Here is a 23,426-nt window from a genome sequence, read left to right as displayed (position 1 = left end):
TTCTCTAGATAAAACCCATTATATGCTAAATGAAGCAATATCCAGAATGCCAGAGGTTTTTGAAGCGAAAATATTGCTGCGGGGGGAAGAATATTTTCAGAAAGGACAAGTTCTCAATATTCGTTTAAGTGAAGGCTTGCTGAAAGGAAGAGTAAAAGGCAGTTCAAGCCACATTTATGATATCCACATGGATTTAAAATTATGGCCTTCCAAACCTTCTCGCTGTACCTGTCCTTATCAATATAATTGCAAACATGCTGCTGCTTGTTTATTTGCGCTGCGAGATAGAGAAAAAATAAACTTACAACCGCAATCACCTAATCGATTAGACAGAAAATTGGATGTCTGGTTAAAAAATTTACGTGCTCAGGAAGCATCGTCAATAAAAAAACCGGAAGTCACTCATCACCTAACCTATTTAATCGATTTAAAACTTGGAGAGTATGAGCATAAAGTCACTATTAAGTTAGCCCTGGCTAAGCTGTTAAAACGAGGTGGTTATGGGAAAAAAGTCATTTTTAATACCTTGGCTAATTCAAAGAAACAACACTTTATAGAGGATGACAATGATATTGTAGCCCAGTTATTATTTAAATGTGGGATCTCTGGCTGGTTTGATAGTCTTTCGATACGTAATAGCGAGCTTCTTGATAAGATCATCGCCTCTGGACGAGCATTCTTTATTGAAAATGAGGATACTCCTATTCAAAAGGGAGAGACTTTAACAGGTAAGTGCCAGTGGGTTTTGTCTTATAATGGACATCAGATTTTAAAATTAAGGCATGATGATCAAGATATCGAACCACTATTATTGGATGAAAGTTGGTATTTTGATATTAATAACTCCATTATGGGTCGCTTAAACTCTCCTTATCCTGTGAGACAATTACGTAATTTATTAGAGGCTCCTCCTATTCCACTGGAACAGGCTGATTTATTAGCAAAAAAAATGGCTAAAAATTACCCTGAGTTTCCAATGCCAAAGGTATTCAACAAAAGAGAAATAAAGCAATTAAGGCCGATTCCCGTATTAGTTCTTGATGTTGCGGATAATAGCGAGGATGATGTTTGGTTTTATGATACTGCTGAAAATAATGTACTTTATATTGCAAAAATTGGCTTTGACTATCAAGGATTATTAGTGCCTTTTGCAGAAAAATGTGAAAAAGTGGTTTCTCAAATAGACGATGTGCTTATCGAGTATCCGCGTAATCAGGAATTTGAAGCGTCGAAAATTGAGGAATTAAATAATTCTATTGATATGAGAGAGGCACATCAATGGGAAAAGCATAACTGGGACTTACCGGATCATTCTTTTTTTGTTTTAAAAAATATCCAAGCAATCTCTGACATGGAAAGTCTTTATCACCAAGCGATACCTTATTTAAGAACACAGGGATGGCGTATTGAGTTTGCGAGCCACTCTATCAAGAGATTATTACTGCTGATGAGGTGGAATGGTATTCCGATTTGCAAGAAAACACGACTGATTTTTTCTCTTATCAATTGGGTATTTTGGTAGAGGGCAGGCCTGTTAGTATAGTGCCTCTGGTTGCTGATTTAATTCAACGCTATACCGGAGATACTTTGGATAGCTTGCCTGATAATCAGTTAATAAAACTCCCTTTGCAGGACGGTCGTTTACTACAATTGCAAATGGGAAGGATTAAGCCTTTGGTGCGATTATTATTACAACTCGGCTTGCGACAGATTGATCACAATCAGCACTTGCAGATTAATAAATATCAATTTATCTTGATGCAAGAAGCAGAATTAGCTATTGCTGCCACCAAGTCTCGTTGGCAGGGTGCGGAATCATTAAGAGAAGAACTAAGAAAATTAACCCAATTAACTGATCTACCAGAAATTAAAAGCCCCTCAGGTTTACAAGCTCATTTGAGAGATTACCAACATTATGGATTAAATTGGCTTCAGTTTTTGCGTACTAGCCATTTTAATGGCGTATTAGCAGATGATATGGGGCTTGGTAAAACAGTGCAAACTCTTGCTCATTTACAATATGAAAAAGAACAAGGAAGGTTAAAAAAAGTCAGTTTAATAATTGCCCCTACCAGTCTTGTGGGAAATTGGCTTGCTGAAGCCAATCGATTTACCCCCCAAATTAAAGTTTTGGTTTATCATGGTAGCGATAGGCATCATGACCGTTTCGATGATTATGATTTGGTTATTTCTACGTATGGACTAATTCATAGGGATAAAGGAAAATTTGTGGATTATCCTTTTTATTATCTCATCCTGGATGAGGCGCAATTTATTAAAAATGCTAGAACAAAAACTACACAAATCATTCAACAGTTGAGAGCGACCACCGTTTATGCCTCACGGGGACTCCTCTGGAGAATAATTTAGGTGAGCTATGGTCTTTATTTCATTTTTTAATGCCGGGTCTTCTGGGGGATGCCAAGCAGTTCAGGCTTTGGTTTAGAACACCTATAGAGAAATATGCGGATATGGAAAGGAGGAATTTATTGACTAGGAGAGTACAACCTTTCTTGTTACGTCGAACTAAAAATCAAGTGGCTAGAGAGTTGCCTCCTAAGACAGAGATGACTAGAACTATAGAGTTGGCAGGTGCTCAGAGGGATCTTTATGAAGCAATCCGGATGAGCATGGAGAAAAAAGTCAGGGATGCTATAGCCAGACAAGGGTTAGCGAAAAGTCATATACTATTGCTTGATGCGTTACTGAAACTCCGCCAGGTATGCTGTGATCCAAGACTGTTATCTGTACCTGAAGCTGCTATAGCTCATGGCACATCATGTAAACTCGATGTATTAATGGAGCTCTTGGATAATTTAGTAGAAGAAGGAAGACGGGTATTAGTGTTTTCACAATTTACTTCAATGCTGAAATTAATTGAAGAGCTCTTAATTAGCAAACAATATGAGTATTTAAAATTAACAGGACAAACAAAAAATAGACAAGGTTTGGTAGAACAATTTCAACGAGGCGATACGCCAATATTTTTAATCAGCTTGAAAGCAGGAGGTACGGGACTTAATTTAACTCGTGCTGATACGGTGATCCATTATGATCCGTGGTGGAATCCTTCCGTTGAAGATCAGGCTACTGATAGAACTCATCGAATAGGACAAGAAAACCCCGTTTTTGTTTATAAATTGATCACATCAGGAACCGTCGAGGAAGTAATCCTTGGTATGCAGGAGAAAAAAAGGCAGTTGGTCGACGGGATTTTATCGGCAGACGCTTCTAAATCGATGACTTTGAGCGAAGAGGATTTGAATCGATTTTTTATGCCTTTATGAAATAAAGAGCGTCCGATTGTCTATAAAGTTCACACTAGGCGAATCCGTACTATGTAAAATTCCTCCTTATTTCGCTTTGCTAATATGATCTATAGGCTCAATATATATATATTTTTTTTAAATATTTCAGTAGCAAAGTAATTTATCATAGCTTATGCTGTTATTGATTCAATCACGGAGATTACTTATGAAATTATGGAGGGTGTTGTGTAGTTTTGTAATTGCTGTAAGTTACTTGCCATTAGCTTTCTCAGCAGCATCTCCTGCTGGTACCTGGACGACAATTGACGATAAAACCGGTGCTAAAAGGGCAGTAGTTAACCTTAAGGTCTCAAATGGTACTTTAAGTGGTACTATTGTTAAAGTATATCCACAGCCAGGTGACACTGGAATTTGTTCAAAATGTCCAGGTGCATTTAAAGACAAAAAAATTCAAGGGTTGACTTTTGTTTGGGGGCTGAAAGATGAGGGGAATGGAGTATGGAGTGGCGGCTCTATTCTAGACCCTAAAACAGGTAAAATTTATAAGGCTAAAATAACCCTGGAAGGAAATAAATTGTATGTCAGAGGATATGTCGGTATTTCTGCTTTAGGTCGCACTCAAACTTGGATTAGATAAATTTGGTATAGGCAGGGCTTATCTCTCTTTCTATTCTCTTCAAAGGGGTAGAGGCGTCAAGTTAAAAAATAATGATATTATTAATCCCTCTTCCCCAAGAGAGAACTCAATGCTTAATGGCACATATGTCTCTGTGTTGTTATAAATTGAAATTTGATAAAGAATACTTTTTAATATACAAATTTGCTCAATAACTTCGCGAATAACTGATTATTACTATGCTTGATTTGCAAATATCCAAAAAAACAGTTGATCCATTAAAACGACCTCCCCATTCGGTTGAAGCTGAACAAGCGATTATCGGTGGTCTTATGTTAGATAATCAGGCTTGGGATAAGGTCAGTAATAAATTATGTGAAGCAGATTTTTATCGCACAGAACATAGAATTCTTTTCAGAGCCATTTCTGCTTTGGCAAAAAAGGACCAGCCTTTTGATGTCGTTACTCTCCTAGATGCTCTGAAATCTCACAATGACCTAGATGATGCCGGTGGAGAAGCGTATTTATTTGAATTAGCCAATAATACTCCAAGCGTGGCTAATGTGAGCGCTTATGCTGATATCGTACGAGAAAAATCAGTACAGAGACAGCTAATAGCAGTCGCTACAGAAATTGCTGATTCCGCTTATAACCCTGCTGGGAGAGAAGTGCCTGAGTTGCTGGATATGGCAGAAACAAGAGTATTTGCTATTGGTGAACAAACAGCAGGAGATGGCGGGCCAGAGAGTATTAAATCTATCCTTGTTCGGGCAGTAGAAAAAATAGACGCACTTTATCATAACGGCGATGCTATTACGGGGCTTGCTACTGGACTAAATGATTTAGATGAAATGACTTCAGGTTTGCAGCCTTCCGATTTGATTATTGTTGCTGGCCGACCATCTATGGGTAAAACAACTTTAGTCATGAACATGGCTGAGCATGCTGCGATTAAGGCTGGCAAGCCAGTGCTGGTTTTCTCTATGGAAATGCCTGCTGATTCTTTGGCAATGAGAATGATGTCTTCCTTGGGACGGATTGATCAGCATAGGATCCGAACAGGTAAATTGAATGATGACGATTGGCCGCGAGTCACATCTGCTGTGCATATGCTTTCTGAAGCCCCTTTATTTATTGATGATACTCCGGCACTAAGCCAGGGGAAATGAGAGCTCGTTCCAGACGTTTGGCAAAAGATCAAGGTTCATTAGGCCTTATTGTGGTGGATTATTTGCAATTAATGAAAGTACCCGGTTTTAATGCAGACAATAGAACTGCTGAAATATCTGAAATTTCACGAAGCCTCAAATCGCTGGCTAAGGAATTGCAGGTCCCAGTAATTGCTTTATCTCAGCTGAATAGAAGTTTGGAGCAACGTGCCGACAAAAGACCAGTCATGTCGGATTTAAGAGAATCAGGAGCAATTGAGCAGGATGCTGATTTAATCTGTTTTATTTATAGAGATGAAGTATATAATGAAGACAGTCCCGATAAAGGCACTGCTGAAATCATTGTTGCCAAACAAAGAAATGGACCTATAGGCAAAGTCAGAGTAGCCTTTTTGGGTAAATACACACGTTTTGAAGATTTGGCATTTAATGGTTATCAAGGGGTAGAATAGGGTGTCGAGACCTACACGATTGGTAATAGAGCCTAGTGCTTTGGTACATAATTTATCACAAATAAGACACTTAGCTCCTGGCAAGAAAATTATAGCAATGGTAAAGGCAAATGCCTATGGTTGTGGGGTAAGGGAAGTGGCTCCTGTTCTTGATGGGCGTGTTGATGCCTTTGGAGTGGCTTGCCTTGAGGAGGCGCTTGCTATTCGTGCATTAGGAGTTGAAACCCCATGTATCCTTTTTCAGGGGGTATTTAGCTCGGATGAATTATCGGTAGCAACAAAGAACAAATTTGCCTGTGTCCTACATCACTCTCAGCAGGTACAATGGCTCATTAATACTCCATTGTCTACTCCGCTAAAAGTGTGGGTCAAGATAAATACTGGCATGCATAGGTTAGGGTTTAAAGCCCATGAGTTGCAAAATATTCTCGAGGCATTGCAAGCTTGCCCATGGGTGGATAAAAACATCGGATTAATGACCCATTTAGCTTGTGCTGATGAACCTCATAGGCCTGAAAATCAAAAACAAATCTCTTTATTTCAGGAAATATCTATTCCTGGATTTAGTGAACGTAGCATTGCAAATTCTGCAGCTATTATTTCCTTTCCTGATTCTCATGCTGACGTAGTAAGACCAGGAATTATGTTGTATGGTGTTTCCCCTTTTGCTAACCAAACTGCATGGGATCTGGGGTTGATTCCAGTTATGCGTTTTATTTCAGCAATTAGTGCGATTCATGATAATCCTTCTTTTGCACAGGTAGGTTACGGCGGTACCTGGAAAAGCGACAAAGCTTCTCGCATTGGTATTGTTGCTGCTGGCTATGGTGATGGTTACCCAAGACATATCAGCGAGAATACCCCTGTTTGGGTTAGAGGCAGAGAAGTATTTATTGTGGGCAGGATCTCTATGGATATGTTAGCAATCGATTTAACAAATCATCCCGATATTGAGGTAGGGGACGTGGTTGAGCTTTGGGGAGCACATATTTTAGTGGAACGAGTTGCCAAATCAGCGGGAACCATAGGATATGAATTGTTATGCCAAATTTCAGAGCGAGTGCGGCATAGCTAAGATGCCATGGATTTAGAGAAAACAAAATTTGAGATTAAAAAATTATTTTAATCAATGGGTTATATTTTTCATAAATCTCATATGGATAATAAGTGTCCTTGATGGTAGAATGGCAACCGATTTTGTAACTCTTTAATCAGGTGAACTGTAATGAAAAAATTAACTGTTGCATCATTATCGTTATCATTTATGCTAGTTGGCTGTGCCCCAATGAATAAGGAAGGTGTAGGGACTATTACTGGTGGTGTGGTAGGTGGTTTACTTGGTAGCCAATTTGGCGGTGGTTCAGGTAAGGTTGTAGCTGCAGGTGCGGGAGCATTATTAGGGGCTTATCTGGGGGGGCAAATTGGAAAAACAATGGATAAGGTTGATCGAATGGAAATGCAGCGCGCCTTGGAAACAGCCCCAACTGGTAGAGCAGTAGCTTGGTCAAATCCAGACACAGGATATCGTTATACCGTACAACCTACTAGAACTTATTATCGCGCACAACAACCTTGTCGTGAGTACATTACCAAAGCTATGATTGGCGGTAAAACTCAACAAATCTATGGTAAAGCATGTCGTCAAGCTGACGGCTCCTGGCGTGTTGTGAACTAATTTGCAGGTTGGGGTCATATTTTGACCCAACATTGAGAGCCCATCTAATATCCTATGTTGGATGGCGAGCCTAACCTTAAGCCTGAGTCTCTCTTCACTGGCTCAGGCTTTGGGGTTAATGAATTCTTTATCAAATCTGAAATAAAGCGGATGGTTACTTTCTTCTAGATTTCATAAATCAAAAAATCCTTCTTACCCTAGATCAATAGGGTTAACAGCCCTTATTTGTGCTATATTTATACAGCAAGTTAAAATTTTGTTTTCTCAGGGAGAGTGAAATGGCTCACTTAATTCATAGCGTCTTACCAATCCCGCCACGGAAAATAGTATTTATTCATCCTGAAGATAGTGTAAGAAAATGTATCAATCTTATGGTCGAAAATGATATCGGTGCATTAGTTGTGGCTGATAGCGATGCCAATTTAATCGGTATAGTCAGTGAAAGGGATATACTTCGATCTTGTTTTTATAAAAGTATCGACTTAGAAACAGCAAAAGCACTTGATGTGGTTTATACGAAAGTGACGATTTTAAGCCCACACGATGCAGTAGAAAAAGCCATGCAAGCAATTACGGAAACTAAAAGAAGACATGTGTTAATCCAGGAAAATGGTGAATTGTTGGCTATCCTATCAATAGGAGATTTACTCTATCATTTATTGGAAGATAAAATGAGAGTTATAGAACACTTAGAAAATTATATCCACACTTAATCTATAATCTCGCCTACTCCAATTTATCATTATAGTTTTTATATGATTTTGTCTTAAGAAATGTTTTAGACTATTTCATATGATCCAAACACAGTGTTATAGTATTTATTTCTATAAATACTGTCTGAACTTATGAAGCTAATGTTTCGATTGATCCTGTTTTTTCTAATACTCAGTAGTAATTTATGGGCGACCAACTCCTCTCCCTGGTATAACGAAGAACCAGGTAAAGGCATTGTTATTAAAGTCGAAATGTTTCTTTCTTCAACATGTCCTCATTGCCATAACGCCGATGTATTTTTTAAAGAAATTGAGGCAGAGTACCCTTGGCTGCATGTAGAGCGCTATATTATTAATAAAGATAAAAAAGCTTTGGAACGGTTTAATTATTTATTAACAGAGCTTAATAGATATGATTTTGCTGTGCCATCTATCTTTTTTTGCAATTCCCGCTGGGTTGGTTACGCTACAGCGGAAACAACGGGAAAAACTCTCTTAAATGCCATTAAATACTGTAGAAGTGAAATTGAGAAAAATGGAAAATTAACTCCGGCCACGGAAAGTGTTTTAAATAGATGGGGGAATGCGAATTTATTCGAATCGGGTATTATAGGCAGTCCCTCTGCTGCCAAATTTATTTTCGTTGTAGCCTTAATTGATGCTATAGCACCGTGCTCGTTATTTTGCATTGCTGCATTTTTTTCCTTATTATTTTTAATGGAAAATCGAAAAGCACAATGGATTACTGGTTCAGTGTTTATTTTGACAGTTGGCATTGTCCATTATTTTCAACAAGCCTATCCTGATATATTTTTCAGAGCGCTTCCCTGGTTTCGTTTTCCCGCAGCGTTGGTAGGTCTTTTTATTTTTTATTTTGCTGGTCGATATGATAAAAATCGCTCTATTCAATATTTATGTGTTGCGTTAGCTAGTTTATTAGCATGGATGGTTTTTATGTTTCAACAAACTTGCTTGATGAATTGGTCTTATGTTTTTGAGCAATGGTTAAATAATCAGGATATACCAGTAGTACAAGCCGCATTATATCAATTGGCTTATCAAATTACGTATGTTCTGCCTCTAATCATGCTTATGATATTGTATACAATGCTCATTCAACTTAATTTTTTTGCAAAATTTAAGTTAAAACTAACTGCTATTGGTTTGTTATATATTTTAGCCTTTGGATTGCTGTTAATAGTTTATCCGTATGCTTTTTCTAATGTCGCTTTGTCACTCTTTGTAATTATTTTATTGGGTATTGCCGGCTTGCTTTTAAGTTTGTTTTGGAAAAAGAGTTTATCGTAAATTCTAAATATCTTGCAGTTATAGCATACAATTAAATAAGCAGAGTGTATTAATCTATGGCTGTGGAGAAATTGGTATTATGGATAAGGATTCAGAATTTAAACATTTGTTCCCAATTACCGTAGAGGTCGTAGAAGGAAATCGTTACAAGTGGTGTGGCTGTGGAGGAAGTAAAACACCTCCTTTCTGTGATAAAGAGAATTGCGGTGATAAGGCCATTTCTTTTATAGCAGAATTGACTGAGGAAGTGTGTTTTTGCAATTGCAAACAAACCAAAAACCCACCTTGGTGTGATGGATCGCATGCAAAAGTTTTGCTTGAAGTAATCAAAAACAGGCAAAAAAAATAAATAGGAAGTGCATTTATAAATAGAGCCGGATTGAAATTTTAAAAAGTGGGAGATATTCTTGTTGTTCGTAAATGAACTTGATCTTGTATCTATGATTTGGGATCATCATCTCTTTTATTTCAGAGTGGCGCCATGAGTAAATTGATCGATATTCCGGTTGTCGTGGAAAGCGGGAAAAAATATAAGACATCACACGGTATTACAGCTATTAAAGATGGAGTTAAATCATCTGGCCAAAATCATGAGCGATTACCGAAGCCAAAATGGTTACGTATCGTTAACCAGACAACTCCTGCTTACCATCAGGTTAAAGAACAAGTCCAAAAATATCGGTTAGCAACAGTCTGCGAAGAAGCAAAATGCCCTAATATCTCAGAATGTTGGTCTCATGGTACTGCAACTATAATGTTAATGGGAGCAGTATGCACACGTGCTTGTCAGTTTTGCTCTGTAGACACGGGAAACCCTCATGGCTGGCTTGATCCTGAAGAGCCAGAAAATACTGCTAATACTGTAGCGTTAATGAATCTTGATTATGTTGTTCTAACGTCAGTTAATCGGGATGATTTACCTGATGGGGGTGCAAATCATTATGCTCAAACTATTCAAGCTATTAAAAAGCGTTCTCCTCGAACAAAAGTCGAAGCTTTAACTCCAGATTTTCAAGGTAATGAGAGAGATGTAGCCATTTTATTAGACAGTGGTGTCGATGTTTTTGCGCAAAATGTCGAAACGGTAAAACGCTTAACTCATCCTGTAAGAGATAATCGGGCAGGTTATCAGCAAACTCTAAATGTCCTTGCTTTTGCCAAAAAATATCGTCCAGATGTTTTAACGAAAACCAGTTTGATGTTGGGCTTAGGCGAAACTGATGAGGAGGTCATTCAAACCATGGATGATTTGCGCTCCCATCATGTGGATATCTTAACTTTAGGGCAATATTTGCAGCCTACTAAAAATCATTTCCCTATTGCACGTTATGTGACGCCGCAAGTCTTTGCTGAGTTGCGTCAGATAGGTTTGCAAAAAGGATTTTTTGAAGTGGCTTCAGGGCCATTGGTTCGTTCAAGCTATAGAGCAGATCGAGTTTTCAAACGAGACAATTTAGGGCTCGATACCTCATCAATTGGCTGACAGCTCAGCGGGATCGACTCATTTTGTGTGCCATCCCAGAAAGCGGGGATCTCTGCCTGGGATGGCTTATCGCCCTAAAAATAATTTTAGTTTTATACTAATTGAACCCCTCGTCTTTTCATTATCTTGTGTAAATAATAAGCTACAAAATACATCAGGATACCGCTCCCTAATGCACAGATTCCCATAATTAAATAATAATTTTTATAATAAGGTAAGCTTTCAATGGCGGAATGAATATTTTCTGGTATAGCGACCCACCCGGCTACACGACCAGAAATGGCATTAGACATAGAACTGGCCAGATACCACACTCCCATAGCAAAGGCTATAGCACGACTATCACAATATAGTCCTATCATACTAAGACCAATGGCACTGACCCATAATTCAGCAATTGAAATGAGGATATAGGTTAAAGCAATGTAGTTACCATTAACGATGCCATTTGTTGCATTTTGAGCAGCAAAGGCCATAATCAGAAGGGCAATACCAGAGAGAATCGTACCGGCTGCAAATTGATAGGGGATCGTAAAACGCGAAAAAAATCTGTAGAAGCGGGGAAGTTGACTTCCAATCAGTAAAATGAGCAAAGGGTTTAGCATTTGGTATTGAGCAGGAGAAATTTGAAACCAAAGAAAACTCAGGTCAGAATTGCGTTCAGCAAACAAAACCAGAGTGCTGTTCATTTGATTATATATAATAAAAAACACGATTGCTTCTATAATCAATAATACCGCTATCATTTGCTTGCTGCGTGTTTCTCCTCTGAGCATGATGGTTTTAGTTAAAAACCAGAGAATTCCCAAGCCACATCCCGCACTAATTAGCGTGCTGGCAATGTAAACATGGGTATAGGCGTATAAAGTAAGGGAGTAAATAGCCGCCACATAGATGAGCAGACTGAGTATGCCTTGCTTATAAAATTTGGATTTATCCTTTCCCCAAATAACACTGTCATAAATTGAGTAACGCTTCGCGAAATTCAAAGCGGCAATTGATTTGCCAATAAAAGTTAAAGTAAGTACAGACAGTGGTCCATAACGACTTTCCAATAATGCAGGAGCAATTATAGTTGCCAGTAATGCACCAACATTAATCGCCATATAATAGTAAGTCATGGCCGATTTGGCTTTAATAGCGTCATCAGAATAAATATGAGAAACCATACTTGATGCAGTGCCCATCAGTAAAGAATTCGTTGCTGGAATAAAGGCAAAAGCGATAATAAATAATTGATCCCCAAGAGAGCTAATAGTGTAGCCACTTAGCATGACTAATAAATAAGCACAGGCCAACATAATGCTGCCGAGAAGAATTGATCTTCTCACCCCAACGACATTATCTGCCATATACCCACCTAAAATAGGCATTAAGTAACCTGTGGCCTGGGTAACACCAATAAAGGCATAAGCTTTTGCCTGACTATAGCCTAACCCTTGAGATAGCAAAGGACGAGTTAAAAATAAAACTAGAACTGTGTTAAGTGCATAGACTGAAAACTGGCTCCAGAATGTAATAAAAATAATGTTATTAGTTTGTTTTTGGCGAAGGTTTAATTCGGGAAGATAATTTTTAACTGCTTGAGAAATCACTTTCACACCTCATCCTGATATCAATTGGTTAACATAGGCCGAGCTCATGACTCAATATTAATCCATGGAGCACTTTGCCATTAGGTTATAATCTTAAGCTACAATTCAAGGTTATCATTTCTTGGCAAGAACTACATCAATAATATGGGTGTCATGATAAGGGAATGTAAATATTTTGCTGAAAAGCCTTTTAAGACGCTGAATTAAAAAATACTTCGGTAGCATCCGTATAGATAAGGTATTAAGAAACCATGTGCCTTCAATCCCAAACAAGGCTAATTCATCTATATTATTAAGTGTGATGGGTATTTCAATACGTTGATGATTCAGGGTATCGAATTGGTGTTGTTTAAAAGACAGCAAAAGTTCCTCACGATTGGTGGCAACAGTGGTATTTTTAATTATAGATTTATAATAATGGCCAACAACCCTACTTAAGATTGTATCTTGAGCAATAAACTGAGCTAGTTGCTGCTGAGCCACAGGAAATGAATCATAAGTGGTTGTGATCAAAGAAAAATGTCCATTGGCACGAGTTAAGTATCTTGCTTCATCAAAGAGTACGTTAATTGGAATATAGGCGTTGATGAAATGGGCCACAACCAGATCTTGACTATGGGCAGGCAAAAATTTATTTGCTTCGGCGGCACTGCCTTCAATAGTGGTTAGAGGAAGCACTTTACTCGCTCGTTTCAACATTTCTGATGATACATCAATTCCTGTGAAATCTGCTTTTGGCATTAACTGATGTAATTTTTGTAAAAAAGAACCATTACCAACGCCCAGATCAAGAACTTTATAATGGGGCTTTAATCCCAAATGAAATTTTTTGATCTGTTCAATGGCAACGTGATGACTTTCGCTAATAGAACCAAAGCGATTAGCCGTTGCATAATTTTCAGCAATTTGGTTATACATGGCCTTCAAGGTCATGCAAAATTCCTACTTTAATTCGATTCATCGAGTATATCTCTAAAAGGAGTAGTTGGCGACTATTGATTTTAAGAATTTTTGTTTTATACGATTTAGCTTCTGAAAATAGGACTTGTTTAATACCTGAGATTTTTATTGTATACTGCCGTTTTTATTAAATAACTAATGTCCGGATAGGAATTGATATGAGCAAAATTTACGCACCAAAGCCTATAGATATAGCAAGTTTTCAGCTTCCTGCAGAGAAGCTTCAAGCTAAATATGGGTTACCCAATAAGGTGGAATTTTGCAGAAGTTGTGTTATTTCAAATCAAAGACCTAATTCTGCTGTTGAGTATGAACATAAAAAAGAATCCAAGAAACTCACTATACATTTTGATGAAAATGGTATTTGTGATGCTTGCCGTGTAGCAGAACGAAAAAAATCAATCATCGATTGGAAGGGACGTGAAAAGCAATTGCAAGAGCTTTGTGATCGATATAGAAGCAATGATGGTTCTTATGATTGCGTTGTTCCAGGTTCTGGAGGAAAAGATAGTTTTTATGCCGCCCATATCTTAAAGTATAAATATGGTATGAATCCATTGACAGTAACTTGGGCTCCTCATATGTATACTCCTTGGGGTTGGAGAAATTTTCAAGCATGGATACATGCTGGTTTTGATAATTATTTATTCACACCTAATGGAAAAGTGCATAGATTATTAACTAGACTTGCGGTTGAAAATTTATTCCACCCTTTTCAACCGTTTATGATAGGTCAAAAAGCCTATGCACCTAAAATGGCGTTATTACATAAAATCAAATTGGTAATTTATGGTGAAAATGAAGCCGAGTATGGTAATCCTATTGCAGATACTGAGTCTGCTAAAAGAGACTGGAAATATTTTACTGCAGAAGATAAAAGTAAAATCTTTTTAGGTGGTACTTCTGTCCAAGAATTAAAAAGTGATTTTGGTTTAAATGATAATGATTTAGACGCTTATTTACCTGCTGATCCGCAACAAATTGAAGAACAGAAGGTGGAAGTGCATTATTTAGGATATTACCTAAAGTGGCATCCCCAAAGTTGTTATTATTATGCTGTAGAACATGGGGGATTTGAGGCTTCTCCCGAACGAACTCCTGGAACTTATAGTAAATATAATAGTATTGATGACAAGATTGATGATTTTCATTACTACACTACCTTAACTAAATTCGGGATAGGAAGAGCAACATACGATGCTTCACAAGAGATACGCTCAGGGGATATCACTCGCGAAGAGGGGGTTTCCTTGGTGAAGCGTTTTGATCAAGAGTTTCCTGAACGTTTTGCTGAAGAAATTTTTCAGTATTTAAGTATCAATCCTAAAGAATTTCCTGTTGCTTCTACAATGTTTGAGCAACCGATTATGGACAGAGCTTATTTTATGGCTTTAGCAGATACTTTCAGATCCCCCCATTTATGGAGAAAAGAAGATGGACAGTGGAAATTACGGTATCAGGTAACCAATCTTGAAAAGATGATTGGTGAATATTTGGAGACTGTTTGATGAGCAATGTTCGATTGATTGCAAGGCTTGATATCAAGGTCCCAATTTAATAAAAGGGGTACATTTAGAAGGCCTAAGAGTAGTTGGAAATCCCAATGAATATGCCATGCATTACTATGCTCAAGGTGCTGATGAATTAATATATATGGATACAGTCGCTTCTTTGTATGGGCGAAATAATTTGTCAGAAATTGTAAAAATTACCGCTGAAAATGTTTTTATCCCAATCACTGTTGGAGGAGGGATTCGGAGTGTTGATGACGTAAAGCAATTGCTGCGTTGTGGGGCAGATAAAGTGGCTGTTAATACTGCTGCAACAAAAAATCCTAGTCTTATCTCCGATATAGCGAGAAGATTTGGTTCACAATGCATGGTCTTATCAATCGAAGCTAAGAGAACTCCAAATGGCAGATGGGAAGTAATGACAGATAATGGTCGAGAACATACAGGTATGGATGTTGTCGACTGGGCCACTAATGGAGAGGAGTTTGGAGCGGGTGAAATATTATTAACCTCCATCGATCAGGAAGGTACACGCAAGGGGTTTGATTTGGAATTAGTGAAACAAGTGTCTGAAGCGGTTTCAATTCCAGTGATTGCAAGTGGTGGAATGGGATGTTTGGAAGATTTGACTCATGTGGTTTATGGTGCTAAGGCGGATGCTGTTGCAATGGCTGATGTATTGCATTATAAGCGACTTGATTTGTCCGAAATTCGAAATTATGCATTAGCTAAAGGTATTCATGTGAGAACGGTATGAGTTCAGTTTCAATTGTAGACTATGGTATTGGTAATTTATTAAGCGTAGCAAGAGCATTTCACTATTTTGATGCCTCAGTTAATTTAGTAAATACTCCAGAAGACATTATGAAAGCTGATCGATTAGTTTTACCTGGAGTAGGGGCGTTCGCGGATGGAATGAAGGGATTAGTTGATTTAAATTTTGTAGATCCCATTAAACAATTCTCACGGAGTGGCAAGCCTTTTTTAGGGATTTGTCTTGGTATGCAATTGATGCTGACTAAGAGCATGGAATTTGGTGAACATGATGGACTTGATTTAATCACTGGAGAAGTAGTAAGCATCCCATTGCATGGGATTGACGGACAACGACATAAAATTCCACATATTGGCTGGAATAAATTGGTTACCACTTCTTATGGCGAAAATTGGTCCGACACCCTATTAAAAAATGTGCCCGCCAATTCATCTGTATATTTCGTACACTCCTATATGGTTGTGCCAAGCGATCCTAAGAAACGATTAGCGGATACTTTATACGATGGCCAGGCAATTAGTGCTGTAATAAAAGATGAGAATATTTATGGATGTCAGTTTCATCCGGAAAAAAGTGGAGAAGTAGGGTTAGAAATCATCAAGCAATTTTTACAAATTTAGGATACATGAAGTGAGAGTATTAGCCATAATACCAGCTAGAGCTGGCTCCAAAAGACTGCCTGGAAAAAATATAAAATTGCTTTCTGGTAAACCACTCATTGCACACACTATTAAGGCTGCTCTCCAAGCAAATTGCTGTGACCAAATCGTAGTTTCTACCGATAGTCAGGAAATAGCAGATATTGCAATACAATATGGAGCTTCTGTTCCTTGGCTAAGACCTGAGTGTTTAGCGGATGATTCAGCCAATGTAGTGGATGCTGTGATTGACTTATTGGATAAATATAAAAAAATAAATGTATATTTTGATAGCGTCTTATTATTACAACCTACTTCCCCTTTTAGAAAACCTGAGACAATAAGCAGGGCAGTTCTAATGCACAAGGAGATAGGCCATAGTGTTGTATCAATTAATAAAGTAAACTTCAAACCTTCATGGTACAGAACATTAGATGATCAAGGTAACTTATGTCTTCCTAATATTTTTAAAACATCCGAAATTTCTGAAGACAGTGAACCCATTTTTAAATTAAATGGTGCAATTTATATAGCTACTGCTAAGCAGATAATGTCTAATAAGTCATTTTATAGTGATCCCACCAAAGCCTTACTTATGGATAGTCCAAGTGAATCTATAGATGTTGATACATTGATGGATTGGGCTTTAGTAGAAAAATTAATAGAACTTAAAGAAGAGATACTATTATGAATTGTTTTATAATTGCAGAAGCAGGGGTAAATCATAATGGTGACCTTCAGCTTGCGAAAGAATTGATACATGCTGCACAGGAGTCCGGAGCAGATGCAGTAAAATTTCAAACTTTTAAAGCCGATACCTTAGTTAATAAAACAGTAGGGAAAGCAGAATATCAAAAAAATAATGCGCCAGAGTCTGCAACACAATATGAAATGCTTAAAGCATTGGAGCTTTCAGAAGATGATCATTATTTATTAAGTGAATTGGCCAATTCACTGGGCATTGAATTTATGTCAACTGGCTTTGATGAACAAAGCATCGATTTTCTTATTTCATTAGGGGTAAAAAGGTTAAAAATCCCTTCTGGTGAAATTACCAATATACCTTATTTACAACATTGTGCTAGTAAAAAATTACCTTTAATTATCTCAACAGGGATGTGTGATTTGGAAGAAGTAAGAGTGGCCATAGATACAGTAAAGCCATATTATGGGAACTCTTTATCAGATTATCTGGTTTTGCTGCATTGCACTTCTAATTATCCGGCTGCTTATCAAGACGTAAATTTGAAAGCCATGCAAACTTTAGCTAACGCATTTCAATTGCCAGTGGGGTATTCGGATCATACATTGGGTATCTTGGTACCAACATTAGCTGTAGGAATGGGCGCTTGTGTAATAGAAAAGCATTTTACAATGGATAAATCGCTTCCAGGACCAGATCATCTTGCCTCTATGAATCCAGAGGAAATGAAAAATTTGGTGCAATCTATTAGAGAGGTTGAAACCGTTTTAGGTGATGGAGAGAAAAAACCATCGGATAATGAATTACCTATAAGAGCTTTGGTAAGAAGGAGTGTGACCTTAAAGCATGATTTGTTAAAAGGAGCTCAAATCAGTAAAGATGACTTGATCTTATTAAGACCAGGTACAGGAATAGCTCCTTCAGAAATTTCAAAAGTTGTGGGCGCACGATTGTGTCAGAGTTTGCCTGCAGGTAGTACTTTATTATGGGAACATATTGAAGCGCAATGACAAGAAAAATAATTTATGTTAGTGGCACACGCGCTGATTACGGGTTGATGCGAGAAGTGCTTAAAAAGTTGCATGAGGCAGAAGACATCGATTTATCGATTTGTGTCACGAGTATGCATCTCGATGCACTATATGGGAACACAGTTGATGAAATTAAAGCAGATCGGTTTCCAATATGCGGTATCATTCCCGTGGATGTTGTTAATACTCAACATGGTTCTATGGCGAAAGCTATCGGACATGAACTGTTGGGCTTAACTGAAGTATTTGAAAGAGAAAGCCCTGATATTATTTTATTATTAGGTGATCGCGGAGAAATGCTGGCTGCGGCAATCGCTGCTGTTCATTTAAATATTCCAGTAGTGCATCTGCATGGAGGCGAACGCTCCGGAACTGTTGATGAAATGGTAAGGCATGCTATTTCTAAATTATCCCATTATCATTTTGTTGCCACAGAAGTATCTAAACAACGTTTGATTAGAATGGGAGAAAAAAGAGAAACCATTTTTCAAGTAGGTGCGCCAGGTCTGGACGAAATCAAACAATATAAAACGGCTTCACGAAATGTATTTAATCAACGATATGGATTTGATCCTAATAAGAAAATCTGTTTGTTGATTTACCATCCAGTTGTCCAGGAAATTGACACTATTAAAATCCAATTCCAAGGCGTGATTCGGGCAGCACTCGCATCTGATTTACAAATTATTTGCTTGGAGCCAAATTCTGATACTGGCGGGCATTTAATTAGAGAGGCCATTCAGGAGTTTATTCATCATCCGGATGTTAGAATTATTAAGCATTTATATCGAGCAGAGTTTATAGATTGTCTGGCAAATGCTGATGTGATGTTAGGTAATTCGAGCAGTGGTATCATAGAAGCGGCTTCTTTTAATTTAATAGTTGTTAATGTTGGGAGCAGGCAAAATTTACGAGAGCGTAGTGACAATGTCATCGATGTTGATGTGACGTACGATGCTGTTCTAGCTGGCCTACAAGAAGCGTTATCTAAACCCAAGATGGCATATTCTAATTGCTATGGTGATGGAAATACCAGTGAAAGATGTTATCAATTATTAAAATCTATCCCTTTAAATTCACAAATTTTGAATAAATGCAATGCATACTAAATTAAAAATAATAGGATGTGGTGGACATTGTAAAGTGGTCATTGATGCGCTATCAATTACTCATCCTTCTTTACAGATTTTGCTTTGCGATGATAACAAGAATTTATTAGGTCAAGAATTATGTGGAGTTTTGGTTGATTCAACAACGGAGAGTTTGGTTGATTATGCTGGTCTTATTCATGTTAGTATTGGAAATAACCAAGCACGACAAAATGTTATTGAACTGATGAATTCCAAAACAAGCTTGTTTACAATTATTCATCCTGCTGCCATCATTGCCAAGTCTGCGCGCATTGGTTTAGGCTCTTTTATCGCAGCACGAGCAATACTTGGTCCTGATTGTGAGGTAGGAGAAGGATGCATTATCAATCACAGTGCTATTGTGGATCATGAGGTGATAGTGGGTTCTTATTCACATATTGCTCCTAATAGTACCTTAGGCGGAAGAGTTAAAGTTGGAGAGCAAGTTTTGGTCGGGGCTGGAGCAGTCATTTTGCCTGGCGTGACTATAGGCGATGGAGCAATAATTGGTGCTGGCTCAGTAGTCGTAAGAGATGTAAAAGAAAACACTACTGTGAAAGGTGTACCCGCAGTATAAAAGGAATAAAATGATTACTATCAAAGAGTTATATGTAAATAAACATTTCAGTTTAAAAATGGCTTTGGGCAGACTAGATGCAACTGCTCAAGGAGTGTTATTTTTAGTAGATAGTGATGAACGTTTTATTAGAACGGTTACTGATGGTGATATCAGACGATTATTATTAAAAGGGTGTACATTAGACTCTACCCTGGAGCAATTATCCGAACATTCCTCAAAATCACTCCCAGTATCTGCAACGATTCAAGATGCCTATCATTTGATGAAAGAATATGAATTGGATCATATTCCTGTTATTGATGAGAATAATCGACCGGTGCGTTTAATACATCGACGAGAATTGTCTTCTAATATTCTGCTTTCCTCACCTCATATAGGGGAACATGAACAACAATATGTCCAAGAAGCTTTTGCAACTAACTGGGTGGCTCCGTTAGGGCCTAATGTGGATTCTTTTGAAAAAGAAGTAGCAGAATACATTAATATAAAATCCGCTGTTGCTTTAAGTTCAGGAACAGCAGCCATTCATTTAGCACTGGTATTATTGGATGTAAAACCAGGAGATATTGTATTTGCATCTAGTTTTACTTTTGTAGCGACTGTGAATCCTATCGTATATCAAGGAGCTACTCCAGTATTTATTGATTCAGATTTGGACACCTGGAATATGTCTCCTGTCGCTTTAGAGCGGGCGCTAAAAGAGAGTAAAGCAAATAATAAAATGCCCAAAGCCGTTATCATTGTTAATTTATATGGGCAAAGCGCCAATTACGATGCTTTATGTAAATTGTGCGACGAATACAATGTTCCAATTATAGAAGATGCTGCGGAGTCTTTGGGCGCCACTTATAACAATAAATATAGTGGAACTTTCGGTAAGCTAGGAATTTTTTCGTTTAATGGCAATAAAATTATTACCACTTCTGGCGGTGGAATGTTGGTTTCTGAAGATGAGAGTTTAATACAAAGAGCAAGGTTTTTATCAACACAAGCACGTGAACCAGTACCCCATTATGAACACACAGTGGTTGGTTATAACTATCGCATGAGTAATGTGCTTGCAGGAATAGGTCGGGGACAGCTTAAGGTACTGGAAAAACGTATCAAGGCAAGACGAGAAATTTTTGATCGATATAAGCAAGCCTTGAATTATTATCCATTTATCGAGATGATGCCAGAGATAAAAAATGGGTTTAGTACTCATTGGTTATCGACATTGGTTATTAAACCAATATTAAGTAAGATAAAGCCTGAAGAAGTTATTGAGCAATTAAAACCATTTAATATAGAAGCCAGAAGAACTTGGAAGCCAATGCATAGACAGCCTTTATTCGCAGGATCCAAATATTATCCTCATGATGAGCAATTTAGTGTTTCCGATTATTTATTTGATCATGGCATTTGCCTTCCGTCGGGTTCTAATTTGAGTTCTAGAGATATCGATAGGGTGATACATTGTTTGTCTGATATTTTCAAATCTGAGCAGAATGTCGCAGAGGTTATGTAACTATTATGAATGAAAATAAAGTATTAAATGAGACAGTGATTAAAGCTGGTGATATCCAACCTCTCAAAACTTATATAAAAGATTTATGGCATTACAGGATGTTATTGTGGGTTTTTACTGCAAGAGATATTAAGGTCAGGTATGCCCAAACAATCTTAGGTCTTGGCTGGATAGTTTTATCTCCATTAATTACTGTGGGTGTGTTTACTTTTGTATTCGGATTTATGATAAGAATCCCCACTGATGGTTTACCTTATCTGTTATTCTATTTGGTAGCTATTATTCCATGGTACGCTTTTATGGCAATGATAAATTTAACCATGGGATCGGTAGAAGGTAATGCTGGTTTAGTGTGTAAAATCTATTTCCCAAGATTATTATTGGGAGGAACTTATACTTTATCGGCGGGGGTTGACTATCTTGTTGGGTTTGGTTTAATCGTTCTTTGCGCCGCAGTTTACCATAAACTCAATTATCATTTATTTGTATTATTCCCACTCTTATTTGCTATTCAAGCAATGTTTGCTATGGGATTAGGATTAATGTTAGCTCCGTTTAGTACTAAATATCGAGATATAAAATTATTTGTCCCTTTGGCATTACAATTTTATTATTTCGCCAATCCAATTCTGTACCCACTCTCTGCTACGCCTCCCTGGTTACGTTTTTGGTATGAGTTTAATCCTATGAGTATGATAATTTGTGCTTATCGAGATGCTTTAAAAGGAAATTGGCCAAACCCAGAGCAATTTATATTTGGTTTTTCAGTTGCAATTATAGTATTTATCGTCGGGTTTAATGTTTTTCGTAAATATGAACAATCTTTAGTAGATGCATTATGAGCTGGATTTTAAAAGTAGATAACTTAAGTAAAATATATAGGTTGGGTGCTGGCGCCTCTCAGCAGGGGACCATCTATGAACAAATATCAAAAAAGGTAAAAAAATTATTACCCGGCAAGAAAAATAACTCAGATCTTGATGAAGAAAATTTACAGAAATCTTCAGCCAAAGTAGTTGTTTCAGATGCACAGACAGAAGGCTTACCTCCAGGTTTTTTTTGGGCCTTAAGGGATATTAATTTCCAGATATCTCCTGGTGAGCGTATAGGATTAATAGGTCAAAATGGTTCTGGGAAAAGTACTCTATTAAAAATTCTATCGCGAATCACTACCCCTACTTATGGTGAATTTAGATATAGAGGGCATTTGATTAGCTTACTTGAGGTAGGGACTGGTTTTCATCCAGAATTGTCTGGACGCGAGAATATCTACTTAAATGCTGCTATCAATGGGATGACAAGACAACAAATTAATCTTCGGTTTAAAGAAATAGTTGAATTTTCAGAGCTAGGTAGTCAAATAGAGACCCCAGTGAAGCGATATTCCTCTGGAATGTATATGCGACTTGCATTTTCAGTGGCTGCTTTCCTGGAATCCGAGATATTGCTTATTGATGAAGTTCTTGCAGTAGGAGATCAGGATTTTCAGAAAAAGTGTAAGGAAAAGATGCTTGAAGTTGCAAATGATGGACGCACGGTAATTTTTGTCAGTCATGATATGAATGCAGTAGAGTCAATCTGCAAGAAAGTTATAAAATTATCTCATGGGAAAATTGTTGAACTAAAAGATATTGAAACGAATAAACCCAATAGCTCAAGTCCGGATAAAGAAAATAATTTACCGGAAAAAGAAAATTCACAGACCTTACCAATCGAATTAAGCTCTGATTTACCGGTTAAAATCTCATTATGTGGAGAGCAAGATTGGTATAATAATCTAGTAAGTGCTCCCCAAATAAAAGATACAATCCAAATTTACTCAGTGAAACTTTTAAATAATGTCGGACAAGTTCAAGATAAGTTTACGGTAAATGACGACATAACTGTTCAAACTCAATTTGAGGTGAAACGAAATAATTCCAGGCTAACACTTAGATTAGACGTTGCTTCTTTGAGTGGAGTAAAGTTATTTTCCACGATGGATAATTTATTAAATCCTCATCAAAGCCACAGAACAGCCGGGCTATATTACGAAACCTTGGTTATTCCAAAAGAATTCTTAAACGAAGGTCAATTTGTAATATCACTTATAATTACTGACCTTGATAATAATCTAGAAATTAAATGTAAGGATTGTTTATCAATGCAAGTCATTGATGATCAGTTGCCTATAGGGGTAAGAGGAGATTGGTCAGGCCTTTGGCCAGAGGGTTTATTAAGACCAAACTTGGCTTGGAGTATTAAGTCCAAAAAATCATTTACTTCTAAGACTGTGAATAATCAGGAACTATTAATAGAAGAATAGGATGCA

The 23,426-nt window shown here is 37.5% G+C and carries 18 protein-coding genes and 3 pseudogenes; 19 read left to right on the top strand and 2 right to left on the bottom strand.

Features of this window, described 5'->3' with window-relative positions; all coding sequences use genetic code 11:
* Positions 1-22 precede the first annotated feature (22 nt).
* From OK13_RS16005 to lipA, 9 genes and pseudogenes are all read left to right on the top strand, one after another.
* Positions 23-3,287: pseudogene (locus tag OK13_RS16005) on the top strand (DEAD/DEAH box helicase).
* A gap of 187 nt (positions 3,288-3,474) precedes the next feature.
* Positions 3,475-3,906: a DUF2147 domain-containing protein gene (locus OK13_RS04925; RefSeq protein WP_035888272.1), complete on the top strand. Its 432-nt coding sequence runs from the start codon at positions 3,475-3,477 to the stop codon at positions 3,904-3,906.
* A 218-nt stretch (positions 3,907-4,124) separates the two neighbouring features.
* Positions 4,125-5,506 (top strand): annotated as a pseudogene (dnaB, locus tag OK13_RS04920) (replicative DNA helicase).
* 1 nt (position 5,507) lies between these two features.
* Entirely contained in the window at positions 5,508-6,581 is a 1,074-nt protein-coding gene (alr, locus tag OK13_RS04915) for an alanine racemase (RefSeq protein WP_035888269.1), read from the top strand.
* A gap of 150 nt (positions 6,582-6,731) precedes the next feature.
* The gene (locus OK13_RS04910) at positions 6,732-7,181 is read left to right on the top strand and encodes an RT0821/Lpp0805 family surface protein (protein ID WP_035888267.1); all 450 of its coding nucleotides are present in this window, start codon (positions 6,732-6,734) and stop codon (positions 7,179-7,181) included.
* A 278-nt stretch (positions 7,182-7,459) separates the two neighbouring features.
* The gene (locus tag OK13_RS04905) at positions 7,460-7,894 is read left to right on the top strand and encodes a CBS domain-containing protein (protein ID WP_035888265.1); all 435 of its coding nucleotides are present in this window, start codon (positions 7,460-7,462) and stop codon (positions 7,892-7,894) included.
* Between the two features lie 141 nt (positions 7,895-8,035).
* Entirely contained in the window at positions 8,036-9,202 is a 1,167-nt protein-coding gene (locus OK13_RS04900; RefSeq protein ID WP_241480420.1) for a thioredoxin domain-containing protein, read from the top strand.
* A gap of 79 nt (positions 9,203-9,281) precedes the next feature.
* Entirely contained in the window at positions 9,282-9,551 is a 270-nt protein-coding gene (locus OK13_RS04895) for a CDGSH iron-sulfur domain-containing protein (protein ID WP_241480418.1), read from the top strand.
* A gap of 132 nt (positions 9,552-9,683) precedes the next feature.
* Positions 9,684-10,685 (top strand): lipoyl synthase, encoded by a 1,002-nt coding sequence (lipA, locus tag OK13_RS04890; RefSeq protein ID WP_035888260.1) that lies wholly within the window; start codon positions 9,684-9,686, stop codon positions 10,683-10,685.
* 92 nt (positions 10,686-10,777) lie between these two features.
* On the opposite strand, the gene OK13_RS04885 is transcribed toward lipA, so the two are convergent.
* Positions 10,778-12,286: a peptide MFS transporter gene (locus OK13_RS04885; protein WP_152571580.1), complete on the bottom strand. Its 1,509-nt coding sequence runs from the start codon at positions 12,284-12,286 to the stop codon at positions 10,778-10,780.
* A 108-nt stretch (positions 12,287-12,394) separates the two neighbouring features.
* The gene (locus tag OK13_RS04880; RefSeq protein WP_035888257.1) at positions 12,395-13,213 is read right to left on the bottom strand and encodes a class I SAM-dependent methyltransferase; all 819 of its coding nucleotides are present in this window, start codon (positions 13,211-13,213) and stop codon (positions 12,395-12,397) included.
* 185 nt (positions 13,214-13,398) lie between these two features.
* On the opposite strand from OK13_RS04880, the gene OK13_RS04875 reads away from it, so the two are divergent.
* The 10 genes and pseudogenes from OK13_RS04875 to OK13_RS04830 all read left to right on the top strand — a co-directional run bounded on the left by OK13_RS04875 (position 13,399) and on the right by OK13_RS04830 (position 23,420).
* Complete coding sequence (locus OK13_RS04875; RefSeq protein WP_035888256.1) at positions 13,399-14,748, top strand: N-acetyl sugar amidotransferase; 1,350 nt, start codon at positions 13,399-13,401, stop codon at positions 14,746-14,748.
* Positions 14,748-15,508 (top strand): annotated as a pseudogene (gene wbuZ, locus OK13_RS04870) (glycosyl amidation-associated protein WbuZ). Before OK13_RS04875 ends, wbuZ begins: the two are co-directional and overlap by 1 nt.
* Positions 15,505-16,146 (top strand): imidazole glycerol phosphate synthase subunit HisH, encoded by a 642-nt coding sequence (gene hisH / locus OK13_RS04865; RefSeq protein ID WP_035888253.1) that lies wholly within the window; start codon positions 15,505-15,507, stop codon positions 16,144-16,146. The pseudogene wbuZ and the gene hisH overlap by 4 nt, the downstream one beginning before the upstream one ends.
* Positions 16,147-16,156: 10 nt before the next feature.
* A complete protein-coding gene (locus tag OK13_RS04860; RefSeq protein WP_035888252.1) occupies positions 16,157-16,855 on the top strand; it encodes an acylneuraminate cytidylyltransferase family protein in 699 nt (232 codons plus the stop codon).
* On the top strand, positions 16,852-17,877 hold the full coding sequence (legI, locus tag OK13_RS04855; protein WP_035888250.1) for a N,N'-diacetyllegionaminate synthase: 1,026 nt from the start codon (positions 16,852-16,854) through the stop codon (positions 17,875-17,877). Before OK13_RS04860 ends, legI begins: the two co-directional genes overlap by 4 nt.
* A complete protein-coding gene (neuC, locus tag OK13_RS04850; RefSeq protein WP_035888249.1) occupies positions 17,874-19,007 on the top strand; it encodes a UDP-N-acetylglucosamine 2-epimerase in 1,134 nt (377 codons plus the stop codon). The genes legI and neuC overlap by 4 nt, the downstream gene beginning before the upstream one ends.
* Positions 18,997-19,605 (top strand): acetyltransferase, encoded by a 609-nt coding sequence (locus OK13_RS04845; RefSeq protein WP_035888248.1) that lies wholly within the window; start codon positions 18,997-18,999, stop codon positions 19,603-19,605. The genes neuC and OK13_RS04845 overlap by 11 nt, the downstream gene beginning before the upstream one ends.
* Positions 19,606-19,615: 10 nt before the next feature.
* Complete coding sequence (locus OK13_RS04840; protein ID WP_035888247.1) at positions 19,616-21,115, top strand: aminotransferase class I/II-fold pyridoxal phosphate-dependent enzyme; 1,500 nt, start codon at positions 19,616-19,618, stop codon at positions 21,113-21,115.
* 5 nt (positions 21,116-21,120) lie between these two features.
* On the top strand, positions 21,121-21,957 hold the full coding sequence (locus tag OK13_RS04835) for an ABC transporter permease (RefSeq protein WP_035888246.1): 837 nt from the start codon (positions 21,121-21,123) through the stop codon (positions 21,955-21,957).
* Positions 21,954-23,420 (top strand): ABC transporter ATP-binding protein, encoded by a 1,467-nt coding sequence (locus OK13_RS04830; protein WP_035888244.1) that lies wholly within the window; start codon positions 21,954-21,956, stop codon positions 23,418-23,420. The genes OK13_RS04835 and OK13_RS04830 overlap by 4 nt, the downstream gene beginning before the upstream one ends.
* Positions 23,421-23,426 lie beyond the last annotated feature (6 nt).

This window comes from Legionella norrlandica (assembly GCF_000770585.1).
Classification (GTDB): domain Bacteria; phylum Pseudomonadota; class Gammaproteobacteria; order Legionellales; family Legionellaceae; genus Legionella; species Legionella norrlandica.
This window is presented reverse-complemented; position numbering and strand designations above follow the sequence as displayed.